Origin of the sequence: Blastococcus carthaginiensis (genome assembly GCF_030731085.1) — a bacterium.
Taxonomy (GTDB): domain Bacteria; phylum Actinomycetota; class Actinomycetes; order Mycobacteriales; family Geodermatophilaceae; genus Blastococcus; species Blastococcus carthaginiensis.
Genome location: NZ_JASNFN010000042.1, coordinates 1 through 15,431 on the forward strand (window position 1 = coordinate 1; position 15,431 = coordinate 15,431).

The following is a 15,431-nucleotide window of genomic DNA, read 5'->3' on the forward strand; positions in this document are numbered from 1 at the left end:
GCCGAGCCGGAGGTGTACCCCTGCAGGTACAGCCCACCGGCACCCTGCAGCTCCACGCTGCTGTCGGTCGCGCTCACCAGCCAGTCCGGCTCGATCCCGGCCACCGGCCACGCCTTGGCCTGCACGGTCGTCGTTCCCGACCCCACCGCCTCCACCCGCACCCGCAGCACGTCACCCGCGGCGTACGTGCCCGGCAGCCGCACCGTCTGCAGCACCGTCTCCGCACCCGACACCACCCGCGACACCGACAGCTGCGCCAGGCCCGTGGAAGCGACCCACAGCCGCGCCCGGTAGTCACTGGTGCCGATCCGGCGCACACCCAGGTTCACGAACGACCCACCACCGGTCGGCGCGTCCTGCAGCGCCACGTCCAGCTGCGCCGACACCTCCTGCACCGACACTGGCAGGTTCGCCCCCACACTCCGCCCAGGCGCCACCGTCAACGTGCCCACCCCACCGCTCACCGCAGCGTTGGCCACCCCACCGGCGATTCCCCAGACTCCACCCAGGTCAGCCGCGCCCCAGCCACCGGACACCTCACGACCGAACGCATCGGTCGCGAGCTCCTCCTCGGTCGGGTCTGTCGGGTCTGTCGGGTCCGTCGGGTCCGTCGGGTCCGTCGGCGCCGTCACCGTGATCTCGCGGGTGACGGTGCCCGTGGCCCCGTCCTCGTCGGTCACGGTGAGCGTCACCGCATAGGTCCCGGGCACCGCGTAGCTGTGCGACACCGTCGCACCGGTCCCCGTCGTGCCGTCGCCGAAGTCCCAGGCGTGGCCGGTCAGCGAACCGTCCGCGTCCGCCGAGCCGGCCGCGTCGAACTGCACTGCCAGGTCGACCGGGGTCGAACTGAAGGACGCCGTCGGCGCCACGTTCACCGGTGCTGGCGCCGGCGTGGTGCCCGGTGCCCCCGCGTACAGCTGGTCGGCGACGATGACCTGGGGGCGGCTGGCCGAGCCGGAGGTGTACCCCTGCAGGTACAGCCCACCGGCACCCTGCAGCTCCACGCTGCTGTCGGTCGCGCTCACCAGCCAGTCCGGCTCGATCCCGGCCACCGGCCACGCCTTGGCCTGCACGGTCGTCGTTCCCGACCCCACCGCCTCCACCCGCACCCGCAGCACGTCACCCGCGGCGTACGTGCCCGGCAGCCGCACCGTCTGCAGCACCGTCTCCGCACCCGACACCACCCGCGACACCGACAGCTGCGCCAGGCCCGTGGAAGCGACCCACAGCCGCGCCCGGTAGTCACTGGTGCCGATCCGGCGCACACCCAGGTTCACGAACGACCCACCACCGGTCGGCGCGTCTTGCAGCGCCACGTCCAGCTCGGCCACGACGTCCTGCGCGGACACCGGCAGCCGGGCCCCGACGCTCCGCCCCGGCGACGCCGTCCACTGCCCGACGCCACCGGTGACCGCGAAGTTCGCCGCCCCACCGCTGACCGCCCACGTGCCACCGGTGTCGGCCTGACCCCAGCCACCGGACACCTCGCGACCGAAGGCATCCGCCGCCAGCGCGGTGGTCACCACGACCGCCCGGGTCGTCGTGGCGCTCGCACCGTCGTCGTCGGTCACCGTCAGCGCCACCTCGTAGGTGCCGGCCGCGGCGTAGCTGTGCGACGTCGTCGCCCCGGTGCCGGTGGAGCCGTCACCGAAGTCCCACGCCCATGCCTGCACCGAACCGTCGGTGTCGGCCGAGGCCGAACCGTCGAAGGCCGCCGAGAGCGCATCCGCCGACACCGTGAACGCCGCCGTCGGCGCCACGTTGGGGACCGGCTCGGTGACCGTCACCTGGCGGGTGACCGAGTTGGTCGCACCCTCGTCGTCGGTCACCGTCAGCGTCACCGCGTAGGTGCCGGCCGCGGCGTAGGTGTGCGACGTCGTCGCCCCGGTGCCGGTCGAGCCGTCCCCGAAGTTCCACGCCCAGCTCGCAACCGTGCCGTCGGCGTCGGTCGAGGGGGTGCCGTCCACGGCCAGCGCGAGGTCGGTGGCCGTATCCACGAAGGCAGCTGCCGGAGCGATGTTCGCCGCCTCGCCGGTGCGCGCGGCGGTGTAGTGGTTGGCCACCTGTGCCGCGGTGAGCGCCGTCGGGTAGATCGCCACCTCGTCGAGCTGGCCGCTGTACCAGGAGCGGTTGACCCACGTGCTGCTGGCCCAGGAGGTGTCACCGCCCAGCCGCCAGTAGCCAGAGTACGGCTGCGCCGAGGTCGTGTCCGTCCTCGTCGCGACCAGCTCGCCGTCGAGGTAGAGGTTCATGCCCTCCGACGACAGCGTGGCCACCACGTGGTGCCACGCGCCGTCGTTGACCCGGGAAGGGGTCCGGACCGTGCGCTCGGCACCGGGGTAGACGCCGAAGAACAGGTATCCCGATCCGTCCAGGTACAGGTGCCGGTCGTAGCTGCTCGAGGTGCCGGTGCTCGCGTTGCCGAACCCGACGAGCTTCCCGCCGTCGCGCGTCGTCGTCCGGAGGAACGTCTCGATGGTGAAGGTCTGCGGACCCTCGATCGCGGTCCGGGTGCTGGCCAGGCCGGTGGAGTTCCCGCTGAACTGGTAGGCGGTGTCGGGGTCGCCGGCGAGCGCCCCGGTCTTCCCGCGGTCGACGCCGCTGGAGGTGGTGAGGTCCAGCGCCGCCGACCCGAGGTCGTAGCCGGTCGACCCGTTCGACTCACCGAGCCGCCAGTGGTCCACCGCGCCGTCGGCCCGCACCGTCGTGGCGTACGGGCTGTCGGCCGAGCTGCCCGTGGTCGCGACGGTCACGGTGGCCGCCGCGCTGGAGTACCCGTTGCCGAAGGGGTCGGAGACCCGGATCCGGTAGGTGTAGTCGGCGCCGGGCGTCAGGCCCGTGTCCACGTAGCTCATCCGGCCGGCGGCCAGCCGGTAGGTCGACGCGGCCGTCACGCGGTGGACCGGGGTGGTGGGCCGGTCGCTGCGGTAGACCTCGTAGACGAGGTCCGCGTTGTCGCGGTCGGTGGTGGTCGACCAGCCGACCCGCACCGCTCCCTTGGTGAAGGAGGCCAGTTCCGGGGTCAGCGTGGCGCTGGTGTCCGGGCCGACGTCGTTCGGCGCGAGAGCCGGGACCGCGAACCGGACCAGGCCGGCCTGCGCCTTGTTGTTCACCCCGGGGAACTCCCCGGCGAAGGCGACGTACTCGCTGTTGCCGGTGACCGACCAGCCGGCCTGACCCTGACCGGTCACCTTGCCGGGCAGGAACGTCGGCCACCAGGCGGCGATCGCCGGCGCCGGCTTCCCGTAGAAGTTCGCGTTCTTGAAGGTGGCGGGGCCGACCTTGGTGCTGCTGGGCGCCGTGCTGTACGCCAGCGCGTACTGGGACAGCCGCGGGCTGGCCTCGGGGAACCCGCCGATGTTGCTGCACACGTGCGGGTGCCCGGCGACGTAGAGGGCGCCGCCGATGGGCGTGCTCGCGTAGCTGTCGCCGTGACAGTCGGCCATCCAGACCAGCTCGCCGGTGGAGGCGTCGGCGGCCAGCGCGCCCTCGAGGTTGCCCGGCCCCGAGTAGTCGTATCCGGTCGCGTAGACCCGGGCGCCGTCGGTGGAGAGGTGGTAGACGGCGGAGTGGTCCCCCTGGTTGGTCACCAGGCTGCCCACCGCGAAGGGGAGGGTCGCTCCGCTGGTGGCGTCGAGCGCACCGATGCCGGAGGCCGCCTGGCCGTTCAGCGTGCCGAACCGGCCGCCGACCACGACCTTGCTCGCGTCGTCGGTGAGCACCATCGACATCACGGCGTAGTTGATCGCCGTGCTGCCGTTGTAGTTCTTGCCCGCGCCCGCGACGGGTGCCCAGCTTTTGAGGCTGCCGTCGGACGCGCTCACGGCGGCCAGCCGGCTGCGCGCCTCGCCGTTGACCGACTTGAAGCCACCGCCCAGGTAGACGGTGTCCCCGGTCACGGCGATGGCGCGCACCTGCGAGCCCATGATCGGCTTGAAGTCCGGCACCAGCTGGCCGGTCACGGTGCTGTACGCGGCGATCCGGTAGCGGGGCTGACCATCGGCGCGGGTGAAGTCACCGCCCACGTAGATGCGCGACCCGTCCGGCGACGCGGTGACGATGAGCGCCTGGCCGTTGAGGTCGGGCGCGAAGGACGTGATGAGGGCGCCGGTGCGGATGTCGTAGGCGAGGAGGTTGTTCCGGACCGTCTCCTGCGTCCCCGCGGCGACTCCCGCCGGACGGGCCGAGCTGAACTTGCCGGCCACGTACACGGTGTTGCCCACCACGACCTGGGACCAGGCGACCCCGTCGATCTGGACCGTCGGCAGCGCATCGGCGCTGACCGTGACGGGCGTCGTCGGGTTCGTCGGGTCGGCGGGTGCGGTGTCCGCCCGGGCGGTACCGGGCACCAGCGCCCCGAGGGACAACGCGATCAGCAGGAAACCCATCAAGCCCGCCGTCAGGCGACGAGCCGTCATCACGCTCTGTGTGTCCATGTCCCCATCTCGTTCCCCCGCTCGCCCCCGGACCGGGTCGGCGAACACAGAAAGTAATGAAACCCGAGCGGCGGACGGAGCAACAGCACCCGATCGGATGGGCTCCCAGCAGCCGAGTTGGCTCGTTTGTGATCAAGCAACTGCATTGCGTCACCTACGCTGCGTGAACGGAGACGGTGTCACTCAGCGTGAGCGTGGGCGGCGGCCCGGCATCCGCTCGTCCCGTGCACGGACGGGGCGGGCAGCAACCGATGCGCCCAGCTCGCCCGCCACGCACGAACGCCGGTCCGCCCGGCCAGCACCTGGCGGACCAGCGCGGCGCCGCTCGACCGCCGGGACTCCGGCGGCCCGGTCAGGAAGCGGGAACCGACATCCCGTCGGTCTGGACGCCCGGGGCCGGGCCGGCGCTCGCCGGCACGGTCGCCACACGGCGACGCCGCCTCCACGCCCGCGGGCCGCCGGCCACAGCGGCGCGGTCGGCCGCACGTCGATCCAGCCCGCGCTCCAGTTCATCGCCGGTCGCTCCACGGCGAACCAGGAGGCGAGCCCGAGCGGGAGGGTAGCCAGCACCGACACCACGAAGAAGAGGAGCGGGTGCGGGGAGTCCCAGCCGAGGGTCAGCAGCAGCTGCTGCACCGGGAATCCGAACAGGAACAGACCGAAGGACAGGTCGGTCCGCCGGTTCCAGCGGGGATGACGCAACCGACTGCCGATCCAGAAGACGAGGTACGCCAGGGCGGGCGCCGCGATCAACCGGTAATCGGAGAGGAACCCCCCGGCGGCGATGGCCACCACGGACAGCCCTGCCAGCCAGCCGCGCACGGGCACCCGGCGGGCGAAGGCGTAGAGGCAGGCGCCGGTGAGGAACATGAGGGCGAAACGCAGGCCGCCGAGCCGGTATCCACCAGGGTCCACCACGTCCAGCGCGCAGAACAGGAGCAGGATCCAGGACACCGCCGCCAGCGCCAGCAGGAACCAGCGGTGCCGGGTGAGGCGCAGGACCGCCAGGAGCAGCAGCCCGGCGTAGGCGGCCATCTCCCACTGCAGGGTCCACACCGATCCGTTCCACGCACCCGGATAGGGCACCCCCTGGGGCGTGCCGGCGATGTCGAAGAAGGCGATCCGGGTGTCCAGGTTGGCCAGCACGTAGGCCCAGCTGCTGCGGGGTCCCTCGAACAGTGGGCCACCCGCTGCCCGGACGCCAGCAGTGCCAGCGGTGCGATGACGAACGCCACCGCCAGCAGGCTGAACCAGTACGCCGGCATGATGCGCAGCAGTCGCGCCCGGACGTAGCCGCGGACTTTCCGGTTCAGGCCACCGCGCCACTGAAGACCAGCAGCGGAGCACCCGCCACGAGTCCGACGGTCACGGTCACGACCTGTCGCTGGTCCGCGGGGACGGAGAACACGTAGGTGCCCTCGGCGGAGCCGCCGCTGGCCAGGCTGCCCTGCAGCGGCGAGGCGGTGTCGTCGTCGACGGGCGACGCGGCCACCTCCTCCGCGGTGTAGGTGAGCGCCACCTCGACGTCGGCCAGCCGCACGGACATGCCGGTGCCGTTCGTGATGCGGACGGTGACGGCGAGGGCCGGTCCGGCGATGTTGCCCGGGCCGGTCGCGGATGCCTGGATCGCCGAGATGGACGACAACTCGGCGACGAACCCCTGCCCGGCATCGACCGCGTCCTCCAGGCCGACCGCCTCGAGCGACGGCGGGGCGCCCTCCACCTGGCCGGTGACGGCAGGAGCCGGAGAGACGACCTGCGGCGTCTGCGTCGGCGTCCCCTGAGCGGCCGAGGCGGCCGAGGCGGCCGGGGTGGCCGGGGCAGCGGGGGCAGCGGGGGTGGATGACGGCGATGCCGGTGTCGACGTGCTGCCCGCGGCTGCGCGACCGCGGTCGTCCGCGTCCGCGGGACCCAGCACGGCGACCAGCGCGGCGACGACCGCCACCGCCGCCGCCACGGCGAGCAGCGCGATCCACGTGCGGCGTGCGCGCTCCGGCGTCAGGTCCTCGGTCATCATGCCGCCAGCCCTCGCATCTCTCCGAACCACTTCGGGCAGGCCAGGGCCAGGTAGCCGGCCGTGGCGAGGAACAGAGCGCCGTACGCGGTGAGGAACACCGTCGGAGCCCCGAGGAGCAGGAAGACCAGGCAGAGCACTCCGTAGTCGGTGGGGAGCGCCGCCAGCGAGCGCACCATGCCGGGCCGCTCCCCGGCCGGGGTCGCCCGCGTCCGAGCGCCGTGCTGCGCTCGCAGGGCCTCGTTGAGGAGCGTGGCGAAGAAGAGGACGACCGAGACGACGGAGAAGCCCAGCGGCACGAGCAGGACGGCGTCGACGTCGAACGCTCCGGAGCGGTGGAGCCCGATCAGCAGCGCCAGGTGCAGACTGGCGATCTTGACGGCATCCACCATGTGGTCCAGCCACTCACCCGCAGGCGATCCGCCGCCACGGAGGCGGGCGAGCTGACCGTCGGCGGCGTCGAAGGCGTAGCCCACGGCCAGGCAGACGCTCACCGCCACCCCCATCGCCCACGACGGCGGGACGAGGGCCAGCAGCGCGATGCCCGTGAAGGTGAACGCGGCGCTGATGCCGGTGACGGCGTTGGGGGTCAGGCGGGCGTGGAAGGCCAGCGCCGCCAACACCCGGCCGGCCTTCCGGTTCACGAACCGGGAGTACGCCGGCGCACCCTGAGCACCCTTCTGCGCGGCCGACAGCCGGCCGAGGGTGGCACGGAGGCTCTCGGTCGGCGCCTCGGGCGGCGGGGTCGTGTCGGTGACGGTCACTGCTGCGCCCCCCGGAACGGGATCACGTCCGAGCCCGCGGCCATCGCGTGGCGCGGCGGCGCCGCGGACTCCGCAGCCGGGCGCGGGAAGGGCACCGGTGCGGGGCCGGAGGACGGCGCCGGGAACCGCCGGCCGGAGGGGCGACGGCTCGGCAGCTGCCGCCCGGCCAGCCGGCGGGCGAGCTGCTCGTAGCCGGCGGCGACCACGTCCCAGTCGTAGCCGCGGGCGAGCACCCGCGCCCTCGCTGCGGACCGCCGGACCGCGGCCGGAGCCGCCTCGGCGGCGTCGACGAGCGCGGCGACGTCGGCCGGGCTGGCGAAGAACCGGCCGGAGTCCTCGACCACCTCGCGGTTGAAGTCCACGTCGTAGGCGAGGACCGCGGTGCCGGCACCGATGGCGCGCAGCAGCGAGGGGTTCGTCCCACCCACCGAGTGGCCGTGCAGGTAGGTGTAGGCGTGGGCGTAGAGCTGGTCGAGCTGCTCCTGGTCCCAGACGCCGCCGAGGAAGCGCACCCGCTCGTCGGCCAGCGCGTGCACGCGGGCGGTGTACGCGTCGGAGTACGGGGCGGACCCGACGACGACCAGGGGCTTGCGCGCCCCGCTGCGCCGGTAGCCGTCGACGATGACGTCGACGTGGTTCTCCGGCTCGAAGCGGGCGACCGCCAGGTGGTAGCCGCCCGGGGTGAGGCCCAGCTCGGCGAGCTTGCCGGTGCCCGGCTCGATGATCGGGGCGCCGTAGGTGAGCAGGGTGGTGGGCACCCCGAACTCCGACCGGTAGTAGTCGGCGATCCCCTGGGCGTCGGCGATGAGGGCGTCGGACCAGCGCACCGCCAGCGCCTCGGCCAGCCGGTAGTAGCGCTGCCCGATCGGACCCCACTTGGCCCGCTTCCACTCGAGCCCGTCGACGTGCGTGGCGACCGGGATGCGGGCGGTGCGCAGCGCCGGGAGCAGCGGCGCGTTGGCCGCGTTGAAGACGAAGGCGGCGTCCGTGCGGTGCGCCACCAGGTGGGCCACGGAGAGCGCTGAATGGCTCAGCGTCTCCAGCGACCGCTTGCGGGCGGCGGGCAGGTGCACGAGCTCCATGCCCAGGTGCTCGGCCGGGCGCCCGGTCCGCCCGGGGACGGTGCGGCAGTACACGACCACCCGGTGCCCCCGGTCGGCGAGCCGGCGGCCGACCTCCTCGACGGCGGTCTCGAACCCGCCGTACCGAGCGGGCACCCCGCGCGTGCCGACCATGGCGATCCGCATGGTCCCTCCGTCCCTCTCCTGGTGCGCGGGCCGGTCACCTGCTCGGTGCCGTCCCGGCGTCCGTCTTCCAGGAGCTTCGCCGAGCGAACGGCCGCGGTGGACCGTTCCGGGGGGTCGCGTGACCCCTGCGGGTGACGCTCGGGAGGGGGAGGTCAGTACGCGCCGGAGCGGGAGAGGACGGCCCGCCCGGTCTTCCAGAGAATCACGGCGTCCAGCGCCAGCGACCAGTTCTCCACGTAGCGCAGGTCCAGGCGCACCGACTCCTCCCAGGAGAGGTCGCTGCGACCGGAGATCTGCCACAGGCCGGTGAGCCCGGGCTTCACGAGCAGGCGCCGGCTCACCGAGGAGTCGTAGCGCGCGACCTCCGCGGGCAGGGGCGGGCGCGGGCCGACCAGCGACATGCCGCCACCGAGCACGTTGAGCAGCTGCGGCAGCTCGTCGAGGGAGAGCCGGCGCAGCAGCCGCCCGACGGGGGTGACCCGCGGGTCGGTCCGGATCTTGAACAGCGGGCCGTCGGAGATGTTCTCCGCGCGCAACCGGTCGAGCTGCCGGTCGGCGTCGACCACCATGCTGCGGAACTTCAGCATCGTGAAGGTGCGCCCGCCCAGACCCACGCGCTCCTGGCGGTAGAGCACCGGCCCGGCGCTGGTGCACCGGACGGCGACGGCGACGACCAGCAGCAGGGGCGAGAGGACGAGCAGCGCCAGCGCCGCGACCGCACGGTCCATGCTGCCCTTGACGACGCGCCGCCAGCCCTCGAAGCAGGGCTCCTCCACGGCCAGCAGCGGCAGCCCCTCGAAGGGGCGGATGTGCAGCCGCGGGCCGGCCACCTCGATCAGGCCCGGCGCCACGAGCAGCTCGATGCCGGTGCCCTCGAGCTGCCAGGACAGCCGGCGGAGGTACTGCGCCGCCGTCTCGCTGGCGGAGGTGACGGCGATCGTGTCCGCGTCGTAGGTCCCGGCCAGGAGCAGGACGTCGTCGAGGCCGCCGACGGGCACGCCGGCCCGCTCGGCGACCCGCGCGCGGTCGTCCGGGGTGACGGCGGCGGCGACCACCTCCAGGCCGCCGAAGCGCTCGCGCTGCAGCCGCGTGACCAGCTCCAGCACCGCCCCGCCGCGCCCCACGACGACGACCTTCTTGGTGCAGAGCCCCTGCGCCCGCAACCCGCGGAGGCGGGTGCGCGCGGCGTACCGGACGAGCAGCGTGGCGAGCACCAGGACGGGCAGGGCGACGACGACGAGCGCGCGGCTCAGCTCGAGCGCGGCGGCGTAGGACAGGAAGCTGGTGGTGCCCAGGAGGAGCAGCCCGGCGCGGCCGACGCGGCGGTACTCGTCGCTCCCGGTGCCGTACACCCGCTCGGAGTAGGCGCCGGTGCACGCGAGCAGGACCGGCCAGGCCGCCACGAGGGCGAGCGCGGCCCAGAAGAGGGCCGTGCCCGGCCCGGCCGGGTCGGCGCGGGCGACCAGGACGGTGGCGCCCGCGGCGGCGGCCAGCGCGGTCTCCACCGCGACCAGCGTCCGGCTGTAGGTCCGCACCCAGGCCGGGGCGGCGCGCCGGGCCAGCAGCCGGGCGCGCGCGACCGGGGCAGCGGCGGATCCGCCGGGGGCCCCCGGCAGGATCACCGCTCCCGAGCTCGCCTGGTGGCGGTCCAGCAGCATGCGTTCCCCCGAACGTTACGCACCGTATCCGTCTCGACATGCCGCCGACCCGGGCGACGGTGGCCGGGCAGCGGCTCCACCGGGGCACGGCGGTGCTGATCGCCTGCAACCCTCACAGCGGGCCGACCGGACCGTCAACACGGAGCGTCACGCTGTCACCCGATAGGGCCGTGCGGTGTGGCCGTCCGAGGGCGTCAGGTGCGGGGGTGGACCTGGTTCTGCGCAGCCTCCAGGCCGGACGTGAGCAGCAGCTCGGCGGCGTCCGCGGCCTCGACCAGCAGCAGGTCGAGTTCCTTGCGCTCGGTCGCCGAGAAGTCCTTGAGCACGAAGTCGGCGGGGTCCTGCCGGCCGGGGGGCCGGCCGATCCCCACGCGGACCCGCAGGTAGTCCTTGGTGCCGGTCGAGCGGGTGATCGAGCGCAGGCCGTTGTGGCCGCCCTCACCACCGCCGCGCTTGAGCCGCACGACGCCGAAGTCGATGTCCAGCTCGTCGTGCACGACGACCAGCTGCTCGGCCGGCAACTTGTGGTAGTCGAGCAGCCCGCGCACCGGGCCGCCGGACTCGTTCATGTAGGTCAGCGGCTGGGCGAGCACGACCCGGCGGCCCGCCAGCCGGCCCTCACCGGCGAGGGCGCGGGCCCGGGCGCCCTTGCCGGGGGCGAGCCGGATCCCGGCCCGCCGCGCCAGCTCCTCGAGGACCATCGCGCCCACGTTGTGCCGGTTGCCGGCGTACGCCGGACCGGGGTTGCCCAGGCCGGCGACCAGGTAGGGCCCGTCGGGCGGCGGGGACGCCGCAGGGGCGCCGGCGGTGCCGGCGCCCCTGCGGTCCGTGCTCTCGGTCAGCGGATGCCTCAGTCGTCCGTGCTGTTCTCGGCGGCGTCCATCGACTCGCCGCTGCCCTGGTCGAGCGGCTCGGGCACGACGTCGCCCTCGCCGGCACCCTCGGCGGCCTCGTCGGACTCCTCGCGCTCGATGCCGGCCTCGGCCTCGGCCTCGGCGAGCTCGGCCTCCAGGGCCTCGGCCGTGGGCGCGCCCAGGAAGCCGATGACGAGGGCCTCGGGGTCGGTGATCAGCGTGGAGCCCGTGGGCAGCACGAGGTCACCGGCGGTGATGCCCTGCCCGGCCTGGCGGCCGGTGACGTCGACCTCGATGCTCTCGGGCAGCTTGGTCGCGTCCGCCTCGATCGAGACGGTGTTCAGCTGGTGGTTCGGGATCGAGTCCGGCGCGGGCTGCCCGACGATCACGATCGGCACGTCGACGGTGGTCTTCTCGCCGCGGCGGACGACCAGCAGGTCGACGTGCTCGTGCACGCGGGTCAGCGGGTCGCGCTGCACGGCCTTGGTCAGCGCCAGCTGCTCCTTGCCCTCCAGCACGACGGTCAGCAGGACGTTGCTGCCGCCGTTACGCAGCGCCGCGGCGAACTCGCGGGCCGGCAGGGACAGGTGGACGACGTCCTGGCCGTGCCCGTACAGGACGGCGGGGACGCGGCCGGCGCGCCGGGTGCGGCGGGCGCTGCCCTTGCCGAACTCGGTACGGGTCTCGGCCTCGAGACGGAAGTCAGCCACGGTGATGTGCTCCTCGGAAGGTGGATCGGTCTGCGGGCCGGCGACCGGGCGCAGCACACCCCACGGGGCACACGCACGTCGATCACGGAGTACGGGTGGACCGTCTCCCTCGCCGGGCAACGGGGAACAGGTTACCCCAGCCCGGTCAGCCGCCGAGCACCCCGTCGAGCACCTGCCGGGCGCACTCGTCCACCGTCCGCCCCGCGGTCTCCACGGTGACCTCGGCGTCCACCGGGACCTCGTAGGGGTCGCTGATGCCGGTGAAGGCGGGGATCTCCCCGCGCCGGGCCCGCGCGTAGAGCCCCTTGCGGTCCCGCGCCTCGCACTCGGTCAGCGACGTGGCCACGTGCACCAGCACGAAGCTGCCCGGCCCGGCCTGCCGCTCGACCTCCCGGCGCACCTCGCTGCGCACCTCGGCGTAGGGAGCGATGGGCGCGCACACCGCGGTGCCCCCGTGCTTGGCGATCTGCGCGGCGACCCAGCCGATCCGCAGCACGTTGGTGTCGCGGTCGGCCCGGGAGAAGCCCAGCCCGGCCGACAGGTGGTGGCGCACCTCGTCGCCGTCGAGCAGGGTGACGGTCCGGCCGGCCTCCACGAGCAGCTCGACCACCCGGGCGGCGATCGTCGACTTCCCGGCACCGGACAGCCCGGTGCAGAGGACGACGCGCCCCCCGGTGCCGAGCGGGGCGGCACCGGGCTCGTCGCCGAGCAGCTCCGCGCCGTAGGCGGCGGCGAGGTCGCCGGGGGGGAGCTCGGGCGAGCCCGGCGTCACCGGGACCGGCAGGACGACGACCTCCCGGCCCCCGGCCCGCGCGACACCCCAGGCGGCGGCGCGCTGCGCCAGCGCGGCCGAGTCCGCCGGCAACCCGGCCGCGGGCAGCAGCACGAGCAGCCGCGGGGGCAGCGCCGAGACGTCCGCCGGGGGTGCCCCGATCCAGGCGGCCGGGGACTCCCAGCCCCGCTCGCGCAGCCGGGCGGCCACCGCCGACGGGGCCTCCCAGCGCGGCACCTCCACGATGGTCAGGTCCTCGCCGTCGGAGGTGCCCACGAGCACGCCCTGGGCGTCCTCGTACTCCTCGGCCGGGGGCAGCTCCGGCGCGGCGTCGACGAGGCCGTGGTGGAAACGGGCGACGGCGGCGACCTGCGCGTCACCGAGTCTGCAGCGAGCCGGCACGCCGGTCATCCTCGCAGGAGGACGGCCCGGCGGCGCGGGCCGGTGCGTCAGCTGGCGCCGTCGAAGAGGCTGGTGACCGAGCCGTCCTCGAAGACCTCCTTGATCGCCCGCGCGAGCAGCGGGGCGATCGAGAGGACGGTGAGCTTGTCGAACTGGCGGGCCGGCTCGATGGGCAGCGTGTTGGTCACGATGACCTCGCTGATCTTGCTGTTGGACAGCCGCTCGACGGCGGCTCCGGACAGCACACCGTGCGTGGCGGTGACGATGACGTCCGCAGCACCGGCGTCGAAGAGCGTCTCGGCGGCCTTCACGATCGTGCCGCCGGTGTCGATCATGTCGTCGACCAGGATGCAGACCCGGCCCTCGACCTCGCCGACGACGCGGTTGGCGACGACCTCGTTGGCCACCAGCGGGTCACGGGTCTTGTGGATGAAGGCCAGCGGGGTGCCGCCGAGCTTGTCGCTCCACCGCTCGGAGACGCGGACCCGTCCGGAGTCGGGCGAGACGACGGTGATGTCGCGGTCGCCCCAGCGCTCGCAGACGTGCTTGACCAGCAGGTCGAGCGCGAAGAGGTGGTCGACCGGGCCGTCGAAGAAGCCCTGGATCTGGGCGGTGTGCAGGTCGACGGTCATCAGCCGGTCGGCGCCCGCGGTCTTGAACATGTCGGCGACCAGACGGGCCGAGATCGGCTCCCGGCCGCGGTGCTTCTTGTCCTGCCGGGCGTAGGGGAAGAACGGCGCGACGACGGTGATCCGCTTGGCCGAGGCGCGCTTCAGCGCGTCGACCATGATCAGCTGCTCCATGAGCCAGGTGTTGATCGGCGCGGTGTGGCTCTGCACCACGAAGGCATCGCAGCCGCGCACCGACTCCTCGAACCGCACGAAGAGCTCGCCGTTGGCGAACTCGTAGGCCGCCGTCGGGGTCGGCGTCACGCCCAGGTGACCGGCGATCTCGTCGGCCAGCGCCGGGTAGGCCCGACCGGAGAAGAGCATCATGCTCTTGTTCGTCGTCTGCCGGATCGCACTCATCGGCTCGGTGTCCCTAGCTGTCGTGGGCCGCACGGGAGGACTCGGACGGGTCCGCCCCGGGTGCCTCGGTCCGGCCCTCGGCCGCTGCCGCGGCCTCCGCAGCGGGCGTTCCGGACCGTCGGCGACGCACCCAGCCTGCCACATTCCGCTGGGGCGCCCGCGCGACGGCCATGGCCCCGGGGGGCACGTCGGAGGTGATCACCGACCCCGCCGCGGTGTAGGCGCCGTCCCCCACGGTGACCGGCGCCACGAACATGTTGTCGGCCCCGGTGCGCGCGTGCTCCCCGATCGTGGTGCGGTGCTTGGCCACGCCGTCGTAGTTCACGAACACCGTGGCGGCGCCGATGTTGGTGCCGCGGCCGATCGTCGCGTCGCCCACGTAGGACAGGTGCGGGATCTTCGCTCCCTCTCCGACCTGCGCGTTCTTGGTCTCCACGAAGGTGCCGACCTTCGCCCCGGCGCCGAGGTCGGTGCCCGGGCGCAGGTAGGCGAACGGGCCGACGGAGACCCGCACCCCGATCCGCGCACCCACCGCGTGCGCCCGCACCACGGTGGCCCCCTCCCCCACCTCGGTGTCCTCCAGCGTGGTGTCCGGGCCCACGTGGGCAGCGTCACCCACCGCGGTCACCCCGCGGAGATGGGTGCCGGGCTCCAGGACGGCGTCCCGCCCCACCGTCGCAGTGACGTCGACCCACGTGGTGAGCGGGTCGACGACGGTGACACCGCTGCGCATCAGCCCGTCGAGCACGCGGTCGTTGAGGGCGCGGCGGCGGGCGGCGAGCTCCACGCGGTCGTTGCAGCCCAGCACGTCGTCGGGGTCCTCGGCGCGGACCGCGGCCGTCGGCGCCCCGCCGGCGACGAGCGGCGCGAGCGCGTCGGTCAGGTACTGCTCGCCCTGCGCGTTCGACCTCCCGAGACCGGCCAGCACCCGGCGCAGGGTGCCGGCGTCCGCGACGTAGACGCCGGCGTTGACCTCGCGGAGGGCGCGCTGCTCGTCGGTCGCGTCCCGCTCCTCGACGATGGCCTGCGGGGCGCCGCGGTCGTCGCGGACGATCCGGCCCAGGCCCGTGGGGTCCTCGACCTCGGCGGTGAGGACGGTGAAGACGCTGCCGGCGGCGTCGTGGGCGGCCACGAGCCCGGTCAGCGTCCGACTGGTCAGCAGCGGCGAGTCCCCGTTGACGACGAGCACCGAGCCCTCGAGGTCCGGCACGGCGGCCAGGGCGACCTCGGCCGCGTGGCCGGAACCGAGCTGCTCCTCCTGCACGACCGCCAGGGCCTCGGGCGCGACCTGCGCCAGGTGGGCCGCCACCTGGTCGCGGCCGGAGCCGACGACGACGACGGTCCGGCCCGCCGCCAGCGGCGCGGCCGCGGCGAGGACGTGCCCGAGCATGCTGCGCCCGCCCAGCGGGTGCAGCACCTTGGGGGTGGACGAGCGCATGCGGGTGCCCTGCCCGGCGGCCAGGACCACGACGGCCGCCACCGTCGGCGCGTCGGGGGCGGGGACCGGCTGCGGGTGGGTCACGGAACTCCTCGGGCGTCGGCGGGT

At 74.0% G+C, this 15,431-nt stretch carries 11 protein-coding genes; all 11 read right to left on the reverse strand.

Annotated features, from left to right (window positions below; translation table 11 throughout):
• A partial coding sequence (locus QOZ88_RS21795) for a PKD domain-containing protein (protein WP_306001789.1) occupies window positions 1-4,436 on the reverse strand: 4,436 nt, incomplete at its 3' end.
• Window positions 4,437-4,619: 183 nt separating this feature from the next.
• The gene (locus QOZ88_RS21800; protein ID WP_306001790.1) at window positions 4,620-5,582 is read right to left on the reverse strand and encodes a hypothetical protein; all 963 of its coding nucleotides are present in this window, start codon (window positions 5,580-5,582) and stop codon (window positions 4,620-4,622) included.
• 163 nt (window positions 5,583-5,745) lie between these two features.
• Window positions 5,746-6,450 carry a hypothetical protein gene (locus QOZ88_RS21805; RefSeq protein ID WP_306001791.1) on the reverse strand — a complete coding sequence of 235 codons (705 nt, stop codon included), beginning with the start codon at window positions 6,448-6,450 and terminating at the stop codon, window positions 5,746-5,748.
• Entirely contained in the window at window positions 6,450-7,214 is a 765-nt protein-coding gene (locus tag QOZ88_RS21810) for a CDP-alcohol phosphatidyltransferase family protein (RefSeq protein ID WP_306001792.1), read from the reverse strand. Before QOZ88_RS21810 ends, QOZ88_RS21805 begins: the two co-directional genes overlap by 1 nt.
• Window positions 7,211-8,461 carry a DUF1972 domain-containing protein gene (locus QOZ88_RS21815; protein WP_306001793.1) on the reverse strand — a complete coding sequence of 417 codons (1,251 nt, stop codon included), beginning with the start codon at window positions 8,459-8,461 and terminating at the stop codon, window positions 7,211-7,213. The genes QOZ88_RS21810 and QOZ88_RS21815 overlap by 4 nt, the downstream gene beginning before the upstream one ends.
• Window positions 8,462-8,613: 152 nt before the next feature.
• On the reverse strand, window positions 8,614-10,119 hold the full coding sequence (locus QOZ88_RS21820) for a sugar transferase (RefSeq protein ID WP_306001794.1): 1,506 nt from the start codon (window positions 10,117-10,119) through the stop codon (window positions 8,614-8,616).
• A 194-nt stretch (window positions 10,120-10,313) separates the two neighbouring features.
• Window positions 10,314-10,883: an aminoacyl-tRNA hydrolase gene (gene pth, locus QOZ88_RS21825; RefSeq protein WP_306001819.1), complete on the reverse strand. Its 570-nt coding sequence runs from the start codon at window positions 10,881-10,883 to the stop codon at window positions 10,314-10,316.
• Between the two features lie 86 nt (window positions 10,884-10,969).
• Window positions 10,970-11,683, reverse strand: a complete 714-nt coding sequence (locus QOZ88_RS21830; protein WP_306001795.1) for a 50S ribosomal protein L25/general stress protein Ctc — start codon at window positions 11,681-11,683, stop codon at window positions 10,970-10,972.
• A gap of 145 nt (window positions 11,684-11,828) precedes the next feature.
• Window positions 11,829-12,857, reverse strand: coding sequence for an adenylyl-sulfate kinase (gene cysC, locus QOZ88_RS21835; protein ID WP_306001796.1), 1,029 nt, complete (start codon window positions 12,855-12,857; stop codon window positions 11,829-11,831).
• A 47-nt stretch (window positions 12,858-12,904) separates the two neighbouring features.
• On the reverse strand, window positions 12,905-13,885 hold the full coding sequence (locus QOZ88_RS21840) for a ribose-phosphate diphosphokinase (RefSeq protein WP_306001797.1): 981 nt from the start codon (window positions 13,883-13,885) through the stop codon (window positions 12,905-12,907).
• Between the two features lie 13 nt (window positions 13,886-13,898).
• Window positions 13,899-15,407 carry a bifunctional UDP-N-acetylglucosamine diphosphorylase/glucosamine-1-phosphate N-acetyltransferase GlmU gene (glmU, locus tag QOZ88_RS21845; RefSeq protein ID WP_306001798.1) on the reverse strand — a complete coding sequence of 503 codons (1,509 nt, stop codon included), beginning with the start codon at window positions 15,405-15,407 and terminating at the stop codon, window positions 13,899-13,901.
• Window positions 15,408-15,431 lie beyond the last annotated feature (24 nt).